Genomic DNA, 15,561 nt, shown 5'->3' with positions numbered 1-15,561 from the left:
CGGTCGATCCGCTGTTTGGTGGGGTCGGCCGGTTCGTCGGTTCGTTTGCCTTACTGAAAAGGGGTTCTCCCGCACGGCAGCCTTTGAACCCAAGACGGGCTGGGTTGTCCGCGCTACAATAGGCGGCCGGCCCCTTATGGGCCGATTCTTGGGTAGGATGGAGCCCCCGTGTTTCCTGTAACAACGCCCATGCCGCGGCAAGAAACCGCCGAGGCTTGGCTCAAACATATGAACAACGCCTTGGGGCATAGCCGTCCCCGCCGGTTCCCTTTTTTCCAGCGGCTCAACAATTATTTGGAGCCGCCTGCCTGGCTGAAGCTAAGGCCGCAAGATCCTTTGCATGGGATTTACCAGTTTCAAAAAGAACTGTATCGCGCCGGCGAATTGGTTTGGGGTTTTGTGCTTCAAGGCCATGAGGACCTGTTCGAGCCGGAGCGCGATAACCACGCGGCCCTGTTGCTCCACGGCGGGGTCGGGGCCTCCGTCGGCATCCATACCTTGGCCGAGTGCGCGAAACGGCTCGGCCGTTGGCTGGACCAAACCGGTCCCGGCAGCGACCACGGTGCGCTGCGGCGGGTGTTGCTCGATCCCCACGGCCGGGTGTTCAGCCGTCCCGTCCCGAACCTCACGAATGCCGGTGAGCCGGGTCCTCCTGTCTATTGTTCTTCATTGTTGGTACACCGCGAACACCTACCCATCGGTTGGTTGCCTTTTGCCTGGCTGCCTTTGTTGGTTTTGCCGCACCAACCCTACATCGCGGCCGTTTTGCCCTATTGGTACTGGCCCCAACCCTTTCAGGAACGCTGGCGCGAACGGGCGATGGACGGCCTTAAATTGGACCCTGTTTAAAAGCGAACCCGCTCGCGCCAACCTTGCCAGTTGCCTTTGGTGTCGGTGAACTTGCCCGCGATTTGACCGCCGCAATAACCGCACTTACCGCCGTCGTGGATTTTGTAGCGGCCGAGGCGGAACCAGTTGCGTTCAATCACCATTTCACCGCAGTGGGGACAGTAGGTGCTGCTCGCCTCGGCGTTGTGGACGTTGCCCACGTAGACGTAATGCAGCCCTTTCTCTTTGGCGATGGACCGTGCGCGCAACAAGGTTTCCGGCGGGGTGCGGCCCAGTTCGGTCATGCGGAAGTCCGGGTGGAACGCGGTGAAGTGGAGTGGGACCCCCGGGCCGAGCTGTTCGGCAATCCAATCGGTGAGTTGATGCAGCTCTTCGTCGCTGTCGTTTTGGCCGGGAATTAGCAGTGTGGTGATTTCGAACCATACCTCGGTTTCGTGTTTGAGGTATTTGAGGGTTTCCAGGACCGGTTCGATCGCACCGAAGCAAATCTTTTCATAAAAATGGGTGCTAAAGGCTTTGAGGTCGATATTGGCCGCATCCACGTGGCGGAAGAAATCGCCCCGCGCTTTTTGGGTGATGTAACCCGCGCTGACCACCACGGTTTTGACGCCCAACGCCCGACAGGCGAGTGCGGTATCCGCCGCGTATTCCGCAAAAATCACCGGATCGTTGTAGGTAAAGGCTACCGAACGACAGCCGCGTGTTTTGGCTGCCTCGGCAATGGCTTGGGGGGTGGCCGAATCGGCCAAACGGTCCATGGATCGCGATTTGCTGATGTCCCAGTTTTGACAGAATTTGCAGCCCAAATTACAGCCGGCCGTGCCAAATGAAAGGACCGAGGTACCGGGATAAAAATGGTTTAGGGGTTTCTTTTCAATGGGATCCGCGCAGAAGCCGCTGCTGCGCCCGTAGGTGGTGAGCACCAAACGCCCCCCTTGGTTTTGGCGCACGTAACAAAAGCCGCGTTGGCCCTCGCGCATGTGGCAAAATCGCGGGCACAGTTCACAGCGAATGCGGCCGTTGTCCGCCGTTTGCCAGTAACGGGCCGGGAATGGGGTTTCCACCGCCGCGTCATTCATGGGCCGGCTCGAAGAATTTTTCCACCTCGAAGCGACTTATTTCAATGGGTTCAGCCTCGCCGATGCCTGCCTTGCGTCGTGTGATCGACAGTTGCTGATCCACCGAATCAACCCCGTCCAAACCCGGCAACAAGACCCCGCGTCGGCGCCCGTTGCGAATGATCACACCATAGCGTTGTGGGTCCAGCTCGGAGAGTCCGTTTACGGGTTCGGGTTCTTTCAGCACGCTAACATCGAGCGTTAGCGAGGCTAGTTCGTTGAGGGAAACGGGGGGGAAGCGCGGATCGCGCGTGCCGGCCGCAATCGCGTTTTCGACAATTTCATCGTGTAAATCAAAGTAGCGCGGTTGAATCGTGCCGATGCAGCCGCGTAGATCGCCTTCACGGGTGTGTAAGCTGACAAAACACCCCGCGCGGGCGCCCGCGTTTTGGTCCGGTTCGTAGGTATCGCCGTCGCTGAGATAGGTGTGCAGTGCTTGGCGGGCGAGTTGGCAGTAATCAGTCATGGGCACCTCCGGCGACGGCCGCGTTGCCGCCGCAAAACTTCATGACCGTGTAGCCGACGCCGAAGGGGCCTTCATAACTGTAGAAGTGCGCGTTGTTCGTATCGAAGTCGGTTGCATGCCAAGCTATGGCACAGGACGCGACCACGTCTTGTTTGGCGTCGCGTTGGAGGGTCGGGCTGATGTCGAGGGCCGCTTGGTAATTGGTGGCGCGAACCGCGTCCACAAATCGTTCGTCGAATTCCGCGCCCGCCGGATCGTAACCGGCCGGGGCCGAGGGGATTAGGCAGTGGCTCATGTCGCCGCTGGCGATTAGCGCCGTGCGTTCGCCCGGTAAACAGGTTTTTTTTATCGCCTCGCCGATTTCTTCCAGTTGGGCGCCACCGCCAAAGGGCAAGCCGAGCACCACCGTGGGGCCTTCCCAGCCCGCTTCCTTCAGGAAATAAAGGGGGACCAAGGCGCCGTGGTCCAGGGGTTCCAGCGCAAGGTCGAAAATCTCGTGGTAATGCTCGCGAAACCGTTTGAGCCACGCCGTGTCGTTGTTGCAGTTGATTTGGGTTGCCGCGGCACCAAAGCGTGAGAAGTTCCCATCCAGACGGTTGTCCAGCCAGGAAGAGATCCCGAAGGACGGGCGCAGGGTGTGGGGAGAAATCACCACCACGCGTTGGGGATCGGCGGCCATACAATCGCGGCTCCATGCTTTCATGGCATCGACGGTTGCGGCGACCTGGCTGAGCCGCGTTTTGCCGACCGTTGGAACAATCACCGGTGGGTGAGGGGCTAAACCGGCCCATACAATCGTCATGAGTACCTCGCTGGTAGAAGCTGAGAGGGCGTGGTTGTTGCAAGTGCGATTGTCTTTTACTCTAGGGAATAAATCACCAAAAAGGAAGCGGCGATGCCGCTTTTACACGGTTCCCCAAGGGTTTCCCCTGGTTTAGCGGGCTGATTCCAATGTTTGGGGTTCGATTCGGAACCGCGGCAAGCTTTCCGGGTAGTTTTGTTGCACGAAGGTGATCAAGCTTTCGCGCACCAAACAGCGCAAATCCCAGGCCTGCGATGCATCCGCGGCGCTTACCAAAATACGCACCTCCATCGTGTGGGGGCCGCTGTTAACGACCTGCAATACCGCGGTTTCGCCGTCCCATAACGCCTCGTTTTCCAGTACGCGACTTAACGCGTCGCGCAGTGCCTCCAGTGGGACTGAATAATCGAGGTGAAGCATGACCGAACCGATGATTTCGGATGAGACGCGCGTCCAGTTTTGAAAGGGTTTCTCCAAAAAATGGGTCACCGGGAGGACCATGCGGCGCTTATCCCAAATTTGGACAACGACATAGGTAAGGGTGATTTCTTCGATGCGGCCCCACTCGCCTTCCACGATAACGACATCGTCAATGCGAATGGGTTGGGTGATCGCCATTTGAATGCCCGCGACCAAGGTCGCAATGGATTTTTGAGCCGCAATCCCGAGAATGATGCCCGCGACCCCGGCTGAGGCCAGCAAGGTTGTGCCTAATTGACGCACTTTTTCAAAGCTCATCAGTCCGACCCCGCAACCCAGAATCACCAGCAGGAGGATGAGGATTTTGCGCATTATGTTCACCTGGGTGTGAACGCGCCGTGCCGCCAGGTTGTTTTTTTCGGAGAGCGGGTGCTTTTGCAGAAGAAGGGCTTCGCCCATGATGATCAGGCGAATCGAAAGCCAAGTTACACTGTAGATCAGTGCCAGGTTAAGCAGGCGCAACCAAGGGTCCTGATAGGGGCTCGGCAGTTGCAAGCCGGGCGCGACGATATGGATCGCGGATAAGGGGAGAACCAGTTTAAAGGGGCCGCGAATTTCGTGCAGTCGGCCGGGCCAGGAGTTGGGTTCTTTCGCCGCCAAGTGGCGCAACAGTCGGCGGAGGAGTTGGTAGGCGACGAGCGCGATCACGGCGGCGAGGGCCAGCAGGCCCACGGTGTGGACAAGTGGATCGGGATGATGCCAAAGTGGTGTTGGGGAAATCATAGGGATAGTTTAAAAAAGGATTGGCCCTCACGCAAGTGACCCGGATCCATGGCTTCGGAAGCGAGCCAACCGGGCCTGTCTCAATCGCGGCGGCTGATCAGTACAATGGCCATGCCGATCAACAGCGCCGCGTGGATCCATAAGGTGGAATTGACCGCCAGCATCACGCTGCCGGACATCAGACAAAATCCACCAAAAATCGAGGCGCCCAGGCCTTTGAGCGGGTGGTGGGATTGTTGCGGCGTTACCTCTTCCAAAACTTTTAGCGATTGTGAAATGAGCATCGGGGTCTTGGCCAGCGCCTCCAGGATTTCGGGTGATTCACGCAAGCCTTTTTTGAGGAGGCTTAGCGGATGGAATTGGTTAAAAAACACCTTGGTGATTTCCTTCCGCGAGACCTCGGCCACGTTAAAACCCGGAACCAGCATGTTGCCCACGCCCTCGAACGTCACCAGCGCTTTGGTCATCAACACCATTTCCATTGGAAAGTACATGCGGTATTTCGCACCCATGGTCACCGAATTCATGATCAAGTGGCCGATGGAAAAGTCGTGGAAATTGGCGGATCGATGCCAGCGACGGGCGGCATCTTCCACCGCGCGTTGGAAATCGCGTGGTTGGCCGCCCGGTGCCGGCCGCGCCACCGTGGTAAGGTAGCGGGCCGCGCTTACCGCGTCCCCGATTACCAAACTGTAGTAGTAGTACATCATTTTCTGGCGCAGCCCGTCCTCGAAGCGACCAACCATGCCCAAGTCAATGAAACCACACTTGTTACCTGGCAAAATCATCAGATTGCCGGGGTGCAGGTCGGCGTGGAAAAAACCGTCCTGGTACAGCATGCGGACGATTGCCGCGGCGCCCCGGTGGACCAGGTGTTCCCGATCTTCCTTGGTTAGCGTCTTGGCCGCGTCCGAGTCCGGTTTCACCCCGTTAAAAAACTCCATGCACAGCACCGTTTCGCTGCTGTAGTCGCGGTAAATACGCGGGAACAGAATGTCGTCCATGTCGTTGAAGTTGGCCGCGAAAGTTTCGGCGTTGTCCGCCTCCAGGCGTAAATCGGCCTCGCGAAGCGTGTAATCCGTAAATTCTTGCAGGACCAAACGCGGTTGGAATTGGGGCAGAAGCAGCTGCAAAACCCGGCCCAGCAACGCGATCAACACCGCGTCTGTTTCCAAAGTCTTGCGTATGCCCGGTTTAACCACCTTAAGAATCACCTCCTCGCCGTCCAAAGTACGGGCGCGGTGGATTTGCGCGATGGAGGCTGAGCCCAGCGGCTCCGGTGAGATCCATGAGAACATTTCGTGGATCGGTCGGTTTAGCCCCTCGACAATCAGCTCTTGGTAGCGCTCAAAATTGACCACGGGTAGGCGATCCAACAAGTTCTTTAACTCACCGGTAATCGCCTTGGGCAGAATGTCCTCGCGAAGGCTGAGCACTTGGCCGAGTTTGATGTAGGTCGGGCCCAGCATTTCCAAACGGCGGCGTAATTGCACCGGAAAACGCAGGTTCAACAATTCCTTGTTGGAGAAATAGGTGGCGAAAAGCAGCAAAATGCGGAACATCGGGTAGGCCATGCCGCGACGTTGTGAGAGGGGACCGTGGTTGAGCCGCGCCGCCAGGGCGCCCAATGACAGGCCTAGCAAATGGCGCGAGGTGGTGACGAAACGGCGCAGCAAACCGGGAACCGCGCGTTCTTCGAACGGTTCGAATGAGACAGTCAGGCTGGATTGTCTGGTTTGCTCGGCAAGAGGTGCCGTTTGTTGGCCTTGCATCGGCCGTCCTTCGGAAGAGTGAATGGCGTCGGATCGCGCCAGAACGCCTGGTGCAGCGTTTTGGTCGTCTCGTTGAATGGTGGTCGGATCTGTACCCCGCGGTTGGCCACGCCCGCTATAGGCGGTTTAAACGCGTGGTGTGGATAGGGTTAATCGGGGTAGCGAGACCCGCAAAGAGAAAGGGGCTCCGCACCGCGACGGTGATCCAGAGCCCCATTATATAGGTTCAACCTAAAGGTGTTATGGCCAAATCGGCCGGCGCCCGCGGGTTAACCCGCCCCCAGGGTGGGGGCGCGGCCTGTTCCGGCGCCGGTTCGTTACCGGGTTTAGCGGTTGCGGCCGTAGGTTTCGTGACTGGATACCCAGTCCAAGGAAGAAATGGCCGAGCCCAGCGAGATTTCGCCGGCGAGCGTGACCGCCGCGATGATTTCGGCCAATTTCTTGACCTTACCGCGACCGAAACAGCCCATGCTGTCGAGACATTCTTTTTGGGTTGCCAGGCCGGTGCCGCCGCCGTAGGTGGCCACAATCAGCGAGGGGATGGTGATGGAGATGTAGAGATCTTTCTCCGGGGTCAACTCGTTGTAGATGATCGCGGCACTGGATTCTGCAACGTTGGCAACGTCCTGGCCGGTGGCGATAAACATGGCGGTGATGCCGTTGGGTGAGTGTGCGCCGTTGTTGTTGGCGCCGGACAGCATGGAGCCGACATTCGAGATGCAGGAATGGTAGTACAGACCCTCGGGATCAACGCGCATTTGCTGGATCAACACATCGCGTTTGATGACCGCCTCGGCGACAACCCGCTTACCACGGGTGCGCATGATGTTGACCTGCGAGTGCTTTTTGTCCGTGGCCAGGTTGGATTCCAGGTAGAACTTTTTGATGCCTTTGGCGTGGTCCAAAATCCAAGAACAGGCGGCGAAGGTTGCGCGACCAACCATGTTCTGACCGGCGGCGTCACCCGTTTCGTAGTTGAAGCGCAGGTAGGCAAAGCGACCTGCCAGGTAAGTGTCGATGTACAGAAGTTTGGCAACACGTGAGGTGGACTCGGCCGATTCGGTGATCGATTCCATGTTCTCGTCAACCCACACCTTAAACTCGCGGGAGGCGCGCGCGTCTTCGAAAATGAAAACCGGTGCGCGTTGCATGCAGTCGGCGACAACCGTGGTTTTCACACCGCCGGAAAGGTTGATGACCTTAATGCCGCGGTTGTAGGAAGCGACCAGGGTACCTTCCGTTGTGGCCAGCGGTACGATGAATTCCCCTTGTGCGTGTTCGCCGTTAATTTTGACCGGGCCTGCGAAACCGATAGGGATTTGGGCGACGCCGGTGAAGTTTTCGATGTTGCCGCGCAGATCCTCGGGGTTAAAGCTGTACTGGGACACGTGTTCCAGGTTGCAATCGCTGTAATCTTCAACGAACTTGCGGCGTTCGGCGATGGCCTTGGGCGCGTAGTCGTTTTCCTTGTCGTAAGGAACCGTGACGCGGTCGGTGGGGCGGTCGGCAATACTGTCCTCGACGGTGAAAGAAAGCGAACCGTAGGAAGAATCGAAGTTCAGGGAGATTTTGTGTTTGCCAGTCGTGAGTTTCATGCCGCCCATGCGTACATGCAGCACTTTGCCGATGGGGAAATCAATTGGGGTTTCGGGGGTGACCTTGGGGGCCATAATCCGAGTGGAGTCCTCGAGCTGGAGCGTGACCGTTTCAAGTTCGACGTCTTTGTCATCGATTTTGATGGAAATGAGGTTGTTCAAAACCGCATCGGCCAAGCGGTTTTTAATACTGAAACGACAACCCTCGGCGTCGTTTTTCAAAGAGGCGTAGGTATACATCCTCTTGAGGAGCATTGAGGGAATTTTCATGACGATACACTCCTGTCAAGTGACTTGCCGCTGCCTGCTACAGGCAAGAGGACAAGATGTTTTGGAAGGTTTGAAAATGGAAAGCTTGGAAAAAGAGCATAGCTCTATGAGGGCGGGATGTCAATTTAAGGTAGACCCGTGAGGACAGGGCTAAAGAAAAACCTACTCTAGCTCAAAAGAAGAGAAAAAACAGTTAAAAGATGAATGAGCGCTCAGAAAACGCGTTTTTACAGTGAAAGCTCAGGAATTAGGTGACTTAATTCGACGATTACTCACCTTTGTCACCGGCTTCGGGGTTGGAAACCGCGTCGCTCCCGTCGCTTTTTGGGGGCGGTCCCTGCGCACAAATGTCGGCCAAGCTTTGGTGCAGATCGCTGTTCGTGAGCGCCGCGTCGAGTTGGTTGTTCAGGGTTTTTACGGACGCATCAAAGGGGGGCGGCGCGCCGGCTAGGTTGGTGTTGTGAACACTGAGTAATGCCTTGGAGACCGCGTCGATTTGGATGTGTTGCGGGTGGCGTTTGAGAAGGTAGTGTTCGCCTGGCTCGCCGGTTGGTGCCAGTAAGTCGAGGTCGACCAGGTTGTCGGCCACACCGCGTAGAAAGGGCTGATCGAGGTTGGTGTTTTTAGCAAGGGTGTGGAGTGAAAGCGTTTCCTCTTCGCCGAGCAGGGCCTTACCCGCGTGGATGAGCATCGCCCAGGCGGCCATCAGATGGAGGCGCGGCCCGGTTGGGCTTTGGCGACGTTCCCGCACGAAATGAGCCTCGGTTTGGATCGCTTGAGAAACCAGGGCGCCGAGTAAAACAATCTGCCAGCTAATATAAAGCCAGGCTAGGAAAATTGGTACCGAGGCCAAGGTTCCGTATATGACGTTGTAGTTGGTGACGCCCGGCTGAACCCAAATGTAGACCCGCAGCCAGCTTTGCCACAAGAGCGCGCCGGCCAAGCCGCCGAGCACGCTTGCTTTGAATTGAACGCGGATGTTGGGCAGGCACTGGTAAAGGAAGGCAAAGGCGGCCCAGGTGAACAAGAAGGGGACGACGCGCAGCAGCCCTAAGGTAGCCAGGGTGTCGCCGAATTTGTACTGGGCCGTGACCGTGATGGCCGCGACCAACAGGATGGGCACCACCACGATCACGCTGATGTAATTGGTGATTTTGCGGCTCCAGGAGCGCTGTTCGCGTACCGCCCAAATTTGGTTGAAGGCGGTTTCGATACGGGACAGCATTTGGATCACCATGGTGAGCAAGACGAGGCCGCCGATGCCGCCGAGTTGGGCAAAATCGGTTTTGGTGACCAAGTCGATGAGGCGGTTGGTGAATTCCTGGAACTGTAGCGGCATATCGGCCAGGTAACCGTCGGCCTGTTGCAGCAGGGCCTTGCCGATGCCGAGTCCTTTCAAGACTGAAAGGCTCAGCGCCAAAAGCGGCACCAGCGACATCAGTGAGGTAAAGGTGAGCGCGGCCCCGAGCAGGTTGACTTGCTGCCCACGAAAGCCGTGTATCACAATGTAAAGGACCCGCAACCCACGCACGCCCTCCGCCTTGAGGAGGGGGAGCTTATTGGTTTCGATGCGCCACAGGGCGTCGTGCCAATAGGTTTCGAGGCGCAGCTTCCACAAAAGGATGTCGTCTGAGTTAACGGTCATAACCGGTAGCCTTGGTTAAAGGATGCCCGTTCATGATAACCGATCCCGGTTGAGGAACCCATGAATTGGTGTTTAGGAATGGGTGAACGGTAAATGGCGGGGTGTTGCCATTGACCCGGCGCATCCGTGTGCACGTGGAAACGCCGGATCAGGGGGCACTCTAGAAGGACCACTCCAACAGTGCACTGCCCCAGGTGTAACCCGCGCCAAAGGTGGCGAGCAGCAACAGGTCACCTTTTTTGAGACGACCGGTTTTGACCGCTTCGTCCATGCAACTGGGCAGGGTCGCCGAGGTGGTGTTGGCGCGGCGGTCGATGTTCAACATGATTTTTTCTTCCGGTAGGTTGAGCCGGTTGGCGGCGGCCTCAATAATACGAATGTTGGCTTGGTGCGGGATGAACAAGGCCAAATCGTCGTTGGTTTTGCCGTGTTTTTCCATCAAGGACACACTGACACCCGCCATTTCGCGAACCGCGGATTTGAACACCTCACGGCCGTTTTGGTGGACGTAATGCTCGCCGTTGGCCACCGTCTCGGCGCTGGCAGGTTTGCGACTGCCGCCCGCCGGCATGTACAGGTTCTCCGCGCCGGCGCCGTCGATGTGGAGTTCGGCGTCAATCCATCCGCCCGATTCAACTTCTTCCAGCAAGGCGACACCGGCCCCGTCGCCAAACAAAACGGCGGTGGTGCGGTCTTCCATGTTGATGATGCGCGACATGACGTCGACGCCCACGACCAGGCAGCGTTGCGAGCGGCCGGCGGCAACCAGGGCCTGGCCGGTGGAAAGCGCGTATAAAAAGCTGCTACATGCCGCGGAAAGGTCAAAACCCCAAGCATTTGTGGCACCTAACCCGGATTGGATACGGCAAGCGGTAGCGGGGAACATGTTGTCGGGTGTGACGGTGGCGACCAGAATGCAATCGATATCTTCCGGGGTCAGGCCGCGTTTCTCAAGAACCTCGCGGCAGGCGGGGATCGCCAGATCCGAGGCGCCTAAGCCCGGCTCCGCGTGGTGACGTTGGCTGATGCCCGTCCGTGAGCGGATCCATTCATCATTGGTATCCATTACTTTTGCAAGATCATCATTGGTGATGATGTTGGGCGGGAAATAACTTGCTACCGCGGTAATCCCAACCTTTTTACCCGTCATGCTGCTCTCCTGAATTTTTGGGGGTTTTTTAAAAACGTCGAGACCGATTGACGACGCGGTTTGGTCGGCCCAGTGATATGGGATGGTGGACGCGACCGTTTTTGGAACGCGTTCGATCTCGGCTTCAGCGTGCGTCGCGCGCCGCATTGCCAACCTGACTTTGTGTTGAAAGCCCGCTTGGCAATGCGAGGTGCGATGCCCGTGGAAAAATGCTTCCACCGCGGGACCACATGGTTTCTCCCGCCTGGCGGTACGTACCGGAATGTGCAGTTACCGCTCTAAATAAGCGCCCATCTTAACCGAAGCGGGCACCTCGGTATAGTTTTTCTTTTGGCTCTCTTGGGCGGGTTTCAGGGGGAATCCTTCGGCCTTTGGTAAACTTGAACCGGCGCTTGTTCGTCCGTCGGGAAATAAAAAACGACCTCGCCGGGTCGCGCGAATCCATACTCGGCGCGACTGACCGCTTCAATCTTGCGCGGATTGTTTTTCAGCGCCTGAATTTCCCGCTGGAGTCGGTGGTTTTCGGAGACCAAGCGACCGCGTTCTTCCGCCAAACGCTGATGCTCGTTTTTGACCTGCATGTTCATAAGCAGGCCGGAATCGCCGAACAAGGTGCTCGCCACGAAAGACAGGAACAGCAAAAGACTGAGCACCACGATGATGCGGCGCCGACGCATGCGTTTTTCGATGTAGCGAGAGGTAGAAGCGCTGATAGGACACCTTCCGTAAGCCGCGGTACGCCCGTGACGCCGTCGCCGGGTTTGTTTGATCGCCCTGCTGTCGGGCGTGATGCGGCTGCAAGCATTGTATTATAACCGGCTGCCGGCGCGGTGGGGCAAGCGCGGTTGGTGAGAAAAGAGGCAAAAGTGGTGAAACATGACGCTGTGATTAAAAGGTGGTGGTAAGTAAAGTTGGATGTGAAATTTTTCTATGTATGGATAAAAGCTAATTCGGGTTGTGTTTTGGTGTGTGTGAGTTGTGACGCGATCTTGCTAAATCACGCAAAGGGTATTTTTACGGATTGTTTGCTTTACGTGAAGGGGGCCTTTCCCAGATATTAATATAGAGAAATGTAACGGAAGCCGCCGCGAGCCGATCATTGTATTGCAGGACCTCAAACGGGTTATCTGTCGGAACGGCTTGGGTGCCGACGCAACAAACATCTCACTTTTGGTGGCTTCATCAAAAGAGCCTGGACGGGATCCGGCGTGCCCGCGCTGATCAACCTTTTTTAACCTAAGAAGCGCTGACGCGGTGATTTCAGCTAAACCTCTGGGCTGCAACGGCCTGTAAAAATGCTCAACGCACCCGGCGGGTGCGCGTCGTGCGCGACCCCGGCCCGCTTTTTTCAAACCATTTCGCTCCAGATCTTTAGCCAAAATCCTACGCTTCACGCCTCTTAGGTTTAACGCAATGAAGGGAGTCGCCTTTTTTGCCGGGCGCCAAACCGTCCTTTTTGGTTTGCTTACCAGGAGAAATCCTCATTGAACGCTCATCGGTCCACATCTTCCATTGACGCTTGCTCGCATTCTTTCGCGAATCCTGTGCTATTTTATGTGACTGGGTGCCTGCCCGCTCGCGGGTTGGTAATGGTTCTTTCATCAATCGATTCAAGCTTCAAAGGAGCCTTGCGATATGCTGGTTAAGCTACTCCTTTTAAGCGCTTTTGCATCCTTCCCCACGGCCTATGCCTTATTTCCGGCTCCTGAATCTGAAATCCCGCGTGTCGGGCAGGAAGGGGTCGAGAAGCCTGTTGTTACCCGTAAGGTTTATCCCAAATATCCCGAAGCCGCGCGCGGCCTTGGCATCCAAGGTTGGGTTACGCTCCAAGGGATTTTTCGTGCCGACGGGCGCATCGAAGGGCTCGAAGTGATCCGCACCCTCGGGCGCGGGCGTTATGGTTTCGAGGAGGCTGCAATTCGTGCTGTCAAACGGTGGAGATTCAAACCTGGCCAAGTTAATGGGAAACCGTCCGATGTGATTGTGACCCTGAGAATTAACTTTCGTCTTAAAGATACATAAATGAGTTGAATTTTTTCACTGAATAGAAAAGGCGGCCGCTCCAGCGTGCCGCCTTTTCTAGTTTGGCGTGGTTGGGAGCGCGCCCCGCGTCCACCATGGGCGGATTTTAACCGGGCTCGTCTTCCGTGATGCCCGTCGTAAACATACGCAGGCCCAAGTCGCGGGCCAGGGTGGCCAGTAAGGTTTTTCCCCGTTCACTGGTTCCGTGTTTGTCGATCAGGGGGGCGTATACCGCCACACCCATGCGCCCCGGCGCAACCGCCAGAATCGCACCGGAAACGCCGCTTTTGGCCGGGAGACCCACGTCGTAGGCAAACCAACCCGAGCCGTCGTGCAAACCGCAGGTGCTCATCACCGTAAGCACCGGCGGGACATGGCGCGGGTCCACAATTTGCCTGCCGGTGAACGGGTTGCGGCCCGCTGCCGCGAGGGTTGCCGCCATGCGGGCCAAGGTTGCCGTGTTGGTCCGAATGCTGTTTTGGAGGAAGTATAGCTCCAGGGTCGCTTCGATGTTGTCGATCAAGTCGAACTTTTTGAGAAGGCAGGCGATGGCGCGGTTGCGTTCGCCTGCCGTACGCTCCGCCGCGAGCGCGATCAGGTCGATATCGCATTCACCCCGACCGGCCATGGCGTTTAGGTTGTCGAGCAACCGTTGCAGCCGTTTGGCGGCGTCGTCGCAGGCCAGCATGTTGGCGATGCAGAGCGCACCCGCGTTGGCGAGTGGGTTGTAGGGCAAATTGGTTTTGGGGTCCAGTTGTACCGCATGAAAAGGGTTGCCGCTGGGTTCGACACCGATTTTTTGGTGGACCGCGGCCATGCCGAACCGATCCAAGGCGGTTAGGTAGGTGAACGGGGTGGCGGCAGCCTGTAGGAGGAAGGTTGTGTCTTGGGTGCCGAGGTGGACCTCGCGACCGTCAACGGTGCAAAGCGAAACCACCAATGCGTTGGGGTCGGCGGCCATTAAATCCGGGGTGAAATCGGAGATTTGACCGCGGCGGTTGCACAGGGCGAGGTTGGCGGCGCGTTTAAGGGCCCATTCTAGGGCGAGCGGGGCGGGACGGGGTTGGGTGACCGGTGCGGGTGGCGGCGCATGGTCGAAAACGTGGAAACGGCATTTTTGTGAAAGTGATTTTAACAATGACAAACCGCGTACGCTGTTGCCGTTTTCGTCCAGCCGCGGTGCATACACCGCGATGCCCATCTTGCCCGGCACGACCGCAAAGATGCCACCGCTGACGCCGCTTTTGGCGGGCACGCCCACATCAAACCAGAAACGACCTGAGTAGTCGTACAAACCGCAGGTGGCCTGGACCGTGAGCGTATCGCGTAGGTAGCGGCCCGGTAACACGCGACGACCCGTGAGCGGGTGCCGGCCGCCGTTGGCGAGGGTTGCCGCCATCACCGACAAATCGCGACAATTGAGTTGCAGGGAACAGGCTTTGAAATAGAAATCCAGGGCCGCCTCAACGCTGCCCCCGAGCATGCCGAAATGGTTCATCAGGTGGGCCAGCGCGCGGTTACCAAATGCCGTGTCCCGTTCATTGAGATAAACCCGCGTATTAAATTGAATCGGTGTGCGTCCTAAATAGCGCCCGAACAGATGATCGAGCCGTCGCACTTGGTCGCGCTCGGATCCTTGCGCGAACAGGCTTGCGATGGCAATGGCCCCCGCATTGATCATTGGATTGTGGGGGCGTTTGCTACCGGACTGCACATCGATGAGCGCGTCAAAGGGTTTTCCGGTCGGCTCCACCGCAACGTGCTGGTGGACCGTCTCAATACCGAAGGTGGCCAAGGCCTCGGCGTAAAGAAAGGGTTTGCTCATGGATTGGAGGGTAAACGGGTTGTCTTCGCCGACCCGAATAATTTCACCGGAAGTCGTGCAAATACAGGCGCTAAAGCGCTCTGGGTCAACTTCCGCGAGGGCCGGGATATAACCCGCGTTTTTGCCGTGTTTCAAAGGTTCGGCCTGGGCAAACGCCCATTCGAGATGTTCTTGGAGTTCCTGCAGCAAGGTCCAGCCTCCGCCTCAAAATCACCGCCGTGGGTGCTCCATCATATATGAAAGCGAGGCGGGCTGTCGCGGTTGGTTTAAAGCGCGGCCCCACCGCTTCGGCCTGAACCCGCCATTATCACAAGGCGTTCTGCTACCTAGCCTCATGCGAAAGGCGGGCTGGACCAAATCTTAAAAAACTTTTCGTCAAGTTGAAGAATCGCACAAATGGGTTTTTCCCAAACTGTTCCGCGCTTATCACCTTCGAGTCGGCGCCTACTTTTGCTAAACTTCCTGAATCGTTGTCCCGGCTTGAACGCGTAGATGTTGGAACCTCGCTTGTCCTCGCAGGGTTAACCCGCATTTCTCACAAGGATTCGTCACGAGAAGTTGAAAGCCTTATGCCTACGAAGATGGCGACCAAGCCACGGTGCAGGGGTCCGACCTTTCGGGGTAGCAGCTGAGGCGAAGGCGGCTCGACCAAGTAATGCGGATGGCCGCCCCGCGGAAGGCAGCCCCTCGTAATCGCATGGGTTGCCCCGTAGCAGCATTCCTTGTGAGAAATGCGGGTGAATCCCTCACGTCGGGAAACAGCGTTCTTGTTGTTTCACAAGATGTTGCGCTTTTGACATGCGACCTCGCCAAGAAACGCCGCCGCATGTGGTCCAAGGCGCGA

At 57.2% G+C, this 15,561-nt stretch carries 12 protein-coding genes; 2 read left to right on the top strand and 10 right to left on the bottom strand.

The annotated features are described in order from the left end of the window. Positions 1-168 precede the first annotated feature (168 nt). On the top strand, positions 169-849 hold the full coding sequence (locus J3U88_RS20910; protein WP_207860923.1) for a hypothetical protein: 681 nt from the start codon (positions 169-171) through the stop codon (positions 847-849). On the opposite strand, the gene amrS is transcribed toward J3U88_RS20910, so the two are convergent. From amrS to J3U88_RS20865, 9 genes are all read right to left on the bottom strand, one after another. Continuing rightward, positions 846-1,928 carry an AmmeMemoRadiSam system radical SAM enzyme gene (gene amrS, locus J3U88_RS20905; RefSeq protein ID WP_207860922.1) on the bottom strand — a complete coding sequence of 361 codons (1,083 nt, stop codon included), beginning with the start codon at positions 1,926-1,928 and terminating at the stop codon, positions 846-848. The genes J3U88_RS20910 and amrS overlap by 4 nt on opposite strands. Further along, the gene (gene amrA, locus J3U88_RS20900; RefSeq protein ID WP_207860921.1) at positions 1,921-2,433 is read right to left on the bottom strand and encodes an AmmeMemoRadiSam system protein A; all 513 of its coding nucleotides are present in this window, start codon (positions 2,431-2,433) and stop codon (positions 1,921-1,923) included. Before amrA ends, amrS begins: the two co-directional genes overlap by 8 nt. Further along, the gene (locus J3U88_RS20895) at positions 2,426-3,235 is read right to left on the bottom strand and encodes a class III extradiol dioxygenase subunit B-like domain-containing protein (RefSeq protein WP_207860920.1); all 810 of its coding nucleotides are present in this window, start codon (positions 3,233-3,235) and stop codon (positions 2,426-2,428) included. The genes amrA and J3U88_RS20895 overlap by 8 nt, the downstream gene beginning before the upstream one ends. A gap of 132 nt (positions 3,236-3,367) precedes the next feature. Beyond that, positions 3,368-4,438 carry a mechanosensitive ion channel family protein gene (locus J3U88_RS20890; protein ID WP_207860919.1) on the bottom strand — a complete coding sequence of 357 codons (1,071 nt, stop codon included), beginning with the start codon at positions 4,436-4,438 and terminating at the stop codon, positions 3,368-3,370. An 80-nt stretch (positions 4,439-4,518) separates the two neighbouring features. After that, positions 4,519-6,210, bottom strand: a complete 1,692-nt coding sequence (locus J3U88_RS20885; RefSeq protein WP_207860918.1) for an ABC1 kinase family protein — start codon at positions 6,208-6,210, stop codon at positions 4,519-4,521. Positions 6,211-6,536: 326 nt separating this feature from the next. Beyond that, the gene (locus J3U88_RS20880) at positions 6,537-8,075 is read right to left on the bottom strand and encodes a hydroxymethylglutaryl-CoA reductase (protein WP_207860917.1); all 1,539 of its coding nucleotides are present in this window, start codon (positions 8,073-8,075) and stop codon (positions 6,537-6,539) included. Between the two features lie 268 nt (positions 8,076-8,343). Next, complete coding sequence (locus J3U88_RS20875; RefSeq protein WP_207860916.1) at positions 8,344-9,720, bottom strand: YihY/virulence factor BrkB family protein; 1,377 nt, start codon at positions 9,718-9,720, stop codon at positions 8,344-8,346. Positions 9,721-9,880: 160 nt separating this feature from the next. Beyond that, positions 9,881-10,870: a beta-ketoacyl-ACP synthase III gene (locus J3U88_RS20870; RefSeq protein ID WP_207860915.1), complete on the bottom strand. Its 990-nt coding sequence runs from the start codon at positions 10,868-10,870 to the stop codon at positions 9,881-9,883. A 350-nt stretch (positions 10,871-11,220) separates the two neighbouring features. After that, positions 11,221-11,547, bottom strand: coding sequence for an FtsB family cell division protein (locus J3U88_RS20865; protein WP_207860914.1), 327 nt, complete (start codon positions 11,545-11,547; stop codon positions 11,221-11,223). Positions 11,548-12,505: 958 nt separating this feature from the next. On the opposite strand from J3U88_RS20865, the gene J3U88_RS20860 reads away from it, so the two are divergent. After that, a complete protein-coding gene (locus J3U88_RS20860; RefSeq protein ID WP_207860913.1) occupies positions 12,506-12,892 on the top strand; it encodes an energy transducer TonB in 387 nt (128 codons plus the stop codon). A gap of 106 nt (positions 12,893-12,998) precedes the next feature. Here the strand turns inward: J3U88_RS20860 and glsA are convergent, their stop codons facing one another. Then, positions 12,999-14,906 carry a glutaminase A gene (glsA, locus tag J3U88_RS20855; protein ID WP_207860912.1) on the bottom strand — a complete coding sequence of 636 codons (1,908 nt, stop codon included), beginning with the start codon at positions 14,904-14,906 and terminating at the stop codon, positions 12,999-13,001. Positions 14,907-15,561 lie beyond the last annotated feature (655 nt).

The organism is Acanthopleuribacter pedis (assembly GCF_017377855.1).
Lineage (GTDB): Bacteria > Acidobacteriota > Holophagae > Acanthopleuribacterales > Acanthopleuribacteraceae > Acanthopleuribacter > Acanthopleuribacter pedis.
The sequence above is the reverse complement of the archived record's forward strand: the minus strand, read 5'-3'. Positions and strand labels throughout refer to the sequence as shown.